Source organism: Marinitenerispora sediminis (assembly GCF_003336425.1).
Classification (GTDB): domain Bacteria; phylum Actinomycetota; class Actinomycetes; order Streptosporangiales; family Streptosporangiaceae; genus Marinitenerispora; species Marinitenerispora sediminis.
This window is the reverse complement of the sequence record NZ_QEIO01000236.1, coordinates 1-5,187: the sequence shown is the minus strand read 5'-3', so window position 1 is coordinate 5,187 and position 5,187 is coordinate 1. Positions and strand designations below refer to the sequence as shown.

General features: G+C 74.2%; 4 protein-coding genes and 1 pseudogene. 2 read left to right on the top strand and 3 right to left on the bottom strand.

Translation table 11 applies throughout. The features are described from left to right. Positions 1-460, bottom strand: a pseudogene (locus tag DEF28_RS25455) (hypothetical protein); the annotation flags it as partial. A 198-nt stretch (positions 461-658) separates the two neighbouring features. Beyond that, positions 659-1,426: an SDR family NAD(P)-dependent oxidoreductase gene (locus DEF28_RS25450; protein ID WP_181874450.1), complete on the bottom strand. Its 768-nt coding sequence runs from the start codon at positions 1,424-1,426 to the stop codon at positions 659-661. Between the two features lie 316 nt (positions 1,427-1,742). Here DEF28_RS25450 and DEF28_RS25445 point away from each other — a divergent pair, with 316 nt between their 5' ends. Both DEF28_RS25445 and DEF28_RS25440 read left to right on the top strand, forming a co-directional pair. Continuing rightward, positions 1,743-2,453 carry a class I SAM-dependent methyltransferase gene (locus DEF28_RS25445; RefSeq protein WP_114400680.1) on the top strand — a complete coding sequence of 237 codons (711 nt, stop codon included), beginning with the start codon at positions 1,743-1,745 and terminating at the stop codon, positions 2,451-2,453. A 94-nt stretch (positions 2,454-2,547) separates the two neighbouring features. After that, on the top strand, positions 2,548-3,657 hold the full coding sequence (locus tag DEF28_RS25440) for a DegT/DnrJ/EryC1/StrS family aminotransferase (RefSeq protein ID WP_114400679.1): 1,110 nt from the start codon (positions 2,548-2,550) through the stop codon (positions 3,655-3,657). Positions 3,658-3,747: 90 nt separating this feature from the next. Here DEF28_RS25440 and DEF28_RS25435 read toward each other — a convergent pair. Further along, the coding region (locus DEF28_RS25435; RefSeq protein ID WP_325049035.1) for an NDP-hexose 2,3-dehydratase family protein at positions 3,748-5,187 on the bottom strand (1,440 nt) is incomplete at its 5' end.

The following is a 5,187-nucleotide window of genomic DNA, read 5'->3' as shown; positions in this document are numbered from 1 at the left end:
GGACGACGGAGAGGGAGGGCAGGGCGCGGGTGAGGACGCGCAGGACGGCCCAGGCCTCGGTGCCGGCGCCGAAGAGGCCGAGGGAGCGGGCGGCGGCGGGGGCGAGGTAGCGTGCGGCCAGGCCGGAGGGGACGGCGCGCCGCCAGGCGTCGAGGGTGTCGGCGGCGGCGAGGGCGAGCAGGGCGCCGTCGTCGGGGGCGACGAGCAGTTCGGCGAGGTCGGTGGCGTAGGGGCCGTGGGCGGGTCCCACGCGCAGGCCGACGCACAGGCCCTCCTGGGCGGGGCTGCGCAGGCGGACGCTGAGGCCCTGTCCGCGCTGGGCCAGCGGGAGGGTGATGGAGGAGGTGCGGGCCGGTTCGGTGTCGAGCATGAGGTCCTGCGCCATCTGGAACCCCTGTTCGAGGAATTCCGGGTCGGCGAACACCGTCTCCAGATCTCGCCGGGTTAGCAGGAGTGGCACGACAATCCTCCCGTCGCGGACAATCCGGATTATCTCCCGCGCGGGACGCCCTGATTTCGCAGTACTCCCCGCTCCGATTCGGCATAGCGTAAAGCACCCGGATTGCCGAGACGGAATCCCCATGCTCGAAGGACCGGAACCGGCCCTGCCCCCACGGCCTCTGGACAGCGCCGCGCGCACGCCCCGGGCCGCCGCGCCTCACACGATCGACAGCGCCCCGTCCAGCGCCAGCACCATCCCCGTCGCGTACTCGGCCTCGGGCCGGGTCAGCTGGGTGATCCACCACGCGACCTCTTCGGGCCGGCCCACCCGCCCGGCCGGGATCCGCCGCCGCATCTCCTCCAGGAACCCCGCGTAGGCGTCCCCCGACATGCCGATGCGCTCCCCGATCCCGGTGTCGATCACCCCCGGCGCCACCGACACCACCCGGATGCCGCGCGGCGCGAGCTCCACCGCCCAGCACCGCGTGAGGAAGTCCAGCCCCACCTTGCCCGCGCCGTGCACCGACATCGCCGGCCAGGAGCGCCGCCCGAGCGAGCCCGCCGAACTGACGTTGACCACCGTGCCGCCGGACTCCGCGAGCGGCTCCACCGCGCGCTGGGTGAGGAAGATCGGTCCCAGCAGGATGGTGTCCAGCTGGGTGCGCGCCGACGCCCGGTCGACCTCCTCCAGCGGCGCGAACCGCGCGGCCGTCGCGTTGTTCACCAGCGCGTCGATCCGGCCGAACGCCCGCAGCGCCCGCGCGACGACGAGGTCGGGCGCCTCGGGCGCGGTGATGTCCACCGCCAGGACCTCGATGCCGTCGTGGCCGCGGGCCGTCTCGGCGAGCGTGGACTCGGTGCGCCCGACCACGAGGACGCCCGCCCCCTGCTCGGCGAACGCCCGTGCCGTGGCCCGCCCGATCCCCGTACCGCCGCCGGTGATGACCACGGCTTTCGCGCACTCGCGCTCCTTGGATGTGCTCATGTATCCAAACCGTAGGCAGCGGCGCTCGAATCGAGGTTGATTTGGGCGCCGCCACGCCGGCCGCCCGCCGCGGGCGCGCGGCACCGGCTGCGTCCAGTGATGTTCCAACGCTTCTCAAGGCCCCGCCGCGACCATCGGGAGAAGGCGTGCGCACCCGGACCGCGCGACATCGGGAGCGGGCCCCGCACCGCGCTTTCGGACCGGCCGCGGCCGCCGCGATCCCCGCGGCGCCGCCAGCGGAGGCGAGGGACCGCCACCGGCCGACGCGGCCGGCCCCGGGCGGCCCCGACCACCCGAACGAGCGCTAGGAGACGCGATGTACGGTGAGGAACTCGCCGAGGTCTACGAACTGGTCTACCGCAGCCGCGGCAAGAACTGGGCCGAGGAGGCCCACGACGTCGCCAAGGTCATCCGCGCCCGCCTCCCCGAGGCCGACTCCCTCCTCGACGTGGCCTGCGGCACCGGCGCGCACCTGGCCACCTTCCGGGAGTCCTTCGCCCGCGCCGAGGGCCTGGAGATCGCCGAGCCCATGCGGCGGCTCGCCCGGCGCCGCCTCCCCGGGGTGCGCATCACCGCCGGCGACATGCGCGACTTCGACCTCGGCCGCCGCTTCGACGCTGTGTGCTGCATGTTCTGCGCCATCGGCTACCTCTCCACCGTCGCGGAACTGCGTGCGGCCGCCGCCTGCATGGCGCGCCACCTCACCCCGGGTGGCGTGCTCGTCGTCGAGCCGTGGTGGTTCCCCGAGCGGTTCATCGAGGGCTACGTCGCCGCGGACCTGGCGCAGGAGGGCGGCCGCGCCGTCGCGCGGATGTCGCACTCCACCCGGCAGGGCGACGCCACCCGCATGGAGGTGCGGTTCCTCGTCGGCGACTCCGCCGGCATCCGCGAGTTCACCGAGATCGACGTCCTCACGCTCTTCACCCGGGAGCAGTACACGGCGGCGTTCACCGACGCCGGGTGCGACGTGGAGTACCTGGAAGGCGGACCGACGGGTCGCGGCCTCTTCGTCGGGATCCGCCGATGAGGGGGCCCGCACCGGCCGGGACCCGGCGGGCGCCGTGCCGGTGCCCCGCCCGCGGACGCGAAACCGACGCACGGGAAGGCAGCGACACGAACCCATGACCACTCGCGTGTGGGACTACCGGCAGGAATACGAGAACGAGCGCGCCGACATCCTCGACGCCGTCGAGAAGGTCTGCGCCTCCGGCCAGCTGGTGCTCGGCGACAGCGTGCGCGGCTTCGAGCGGGAGTTCGCGGCCTACCACGGCGTGCGGCACTGCGTCGGCGTCGACAACGGCACCAACTCCATCAAGCTGGGGCTGCAGGCGCTGGGGATCGGCCCCGGCGACGAGGTGATCACCGTGTCCAACACCGCGGCGCCGACCGTCGTGGCCGTCGACGCGGTGGGCGCCACGCCGGTGTTCGTGGACGTGCGCCCCGACGACCACCTCATGGACACCGGCCAGGTCGAGGCCGCGATCACCCCCCGCACGCGCTGCCTGCTCCCCGTGCACCTGTACGGCCAGTGCGTCGACATGGCGGCGCTCACCGCGCTGGCCGAGCGGCACGACCTGGTGGTCCTGGAGGACTGCGCGCAGGCGCACGGCGCCCGCCACCACGGGCGCCTGGCCGGCACCATGGGCCGGGCCGCGGCGTTCTCCTTCTACCCCACCAAGGTGCTGGGGGCCTACGGCGACGGCGGCGCCACGATCACCGATGACGACACGGTGGAGCGCAACCTGCGCCGGCTGCGCTACTACGGCATGGAGGAGCGCTACTACGTCGTGCAGACCCCCGGGCACAACAGCCGCCTGGACGAGCTGCACGCGGAGATCCTGCGCCGCAAGCTCGGCCGGCTGGACGCCTACATCGAGGGGCGGCGGCGGGTGGCGCGGCGCTACGCCGAGGGGCTCGCCGGCACTGACCTGGTCCTGCCGGCCGTCGCGCCGGGCAACGACCACGTCTACTACGTGTACGTGGTGCGCCACCCCCGGCGCGACGCCGTCATCGAGGCGCTGCGCGGCTACGACATCGAACTCAACATCAGCTACCCGTGGCCGGTGCACACGATGAGCGGGTTCGCCCACCTCGGCTACCCGAAGGGGTCGCTGCCGGTCACCGAGGAGCTCGCCGGCCAGATCTTCTCGCTGCCGATGTACCCGTCGCTGTCCGAGGAGGAGCAGGGCAGGGTCATCGACGCCGTGCGCGAGGTGCTGGCCCGGGTGTGAGCGCCACGCCGGGCCGGCGGTCCGGAGCCGGTGGGGGCCCGCCCGGGCGGGCCCCCACCGGGCGGCGGTCGCGCGCGGCGGGCCGGGCGCTCAGCTGGCCGGGGCCGCCCCGGTGAGGCTGTGCAGGCAGGCCACCAGGCTGCGGGCCTGCACGTTGAGGTAGTGGCTGTGCGCGAGCAGGCCGGTGAGCTGGTGCAGGGTCATCCAGCGGAAGTCCGGCGGGTGCGCGCGGGTGCCGGGCTCGGTCTCCACGACGAGGTAGCGGTTGCGCGCGTGGTAGAAGCGGCCGCCCTCCTCCGAGAGCACCGCGTCGAACCTGATGTCCTCCGGCCGGGCCCCCAGCACCGTGTCGAGGTAGCGCGGCCGCGCCTCGCCCGGCAGCGCGTCGTAGGTCTGGGGCGTGGCCTGCACGGTCGGCGCCAGCTCGACCACGTCGACGTAGCCCGGTTCGGCCCGCGCGTGCACGAGGACGTGCAGGACGCCGCCGATGCGGCTCGCCAGGAACGCGATGACGCCGGGCGCGCGCGGTTCGATCATCGGCTGCGTCCACTCGTTGACCTCGCGGCCGCCGGCCCGCACGCTCACGCCGATGACGTCGAAGAACAGCCCGCTCTCGTGCGTGATGCCCCCGTCGGTGCGCCGCCATCCCGGCAGCCCGTCAAGCGGCGCCCACCGGGTGTGCACGTCGGTCGTGGCGCGCATCCGGGTGATCCAGCTCAGGATGTCGCCCGTGGGGTGCAGGGCGCCGGCGGCGCCGGAGCACGACCGCAGCAGCGCCGCCCGGAAGCCGTCGCCGCCGGCGGGGATCGCGTCGTGGAGGCCGGGGCCGGCGAAGGGCAGGCAGGACAGCACCGTGCGGGCGTCCATGTTCACCAGGTCCTCGGCGGCGAGCAGCTCGTGGACCTGGCCCAGCGTCATCCAGCGGAAGCCGTCGAGGACCTCGACGTCCTCGCGGACCTCCACCACCATGTTGCGGTTGCGTTTGCGGTAGAACCAGGCGCCCTGCTCGGACTGCCGCACGTCGGCGAGCACCCGGTGGCGGGAGGTGTCGCGGAAGTAGCCGAGGTAGGGCACGGCGCGGCCGCGGTGCACGCGGGTGTAGTTGCTGCGGGTGGCCTGCACCGTGGGCGAGAGCTGCAGGCCGTTGCAGTTGCCCGGCTCGACCTTCGCCTGCATGAGCAGGTGCGGCACGCCGCCGATGTCCTTGACGAGCAGGCCGAGGATCCCGACCTCGCCCTGGTCGAGGATGGGCTGGTGCCAGTGCGGGACGGCCGCGCCGGGCATGTGGACCTCAAGGCCGCGGACGGTGAAGAACCGGCCGCTGTCGTGGCCGATGTCGCCGGTCGCGGGGTCGCGGCGCCAGCCGGTGAGGGAGTCCAGCGCGATCCGCCGCACGCGGGTGTAGGCGCGGCGCCCGAAGTCGGCGTACCAGCGGTGGACGTCGGTGAGGTCGGTGCCGGGGGTGCCGCGCCGCAGCGCGGAGGCGGCGAGCCGGGCGGCGGTGCCGCGGTCGGTGGGCGGGGACAGCGG

Coding starts and splice junctions, on each gene's coding strand:
- DEF28_RS25445 (WP_114400680.1), top strand. CDS start 1,743: ATGTACGGTGAGGAACTCGCCGAGGTCTACGAACTGGTCTACCGCAGC.
- DEF28_RS25440 (WP_114400679.1), top strand. CDS start 2,548: ATGACCACTCGCGTGTGGGACTACCGGCAGGAATACGAGAACGAGCGC.
- DEF28_RS25450 (WP_181874450.1), bottom strand. CDS start 1,426: ATGAGCACATCCAAGGAGCGCGAGTGCGCGAAAGCCGTGGTCATCACC.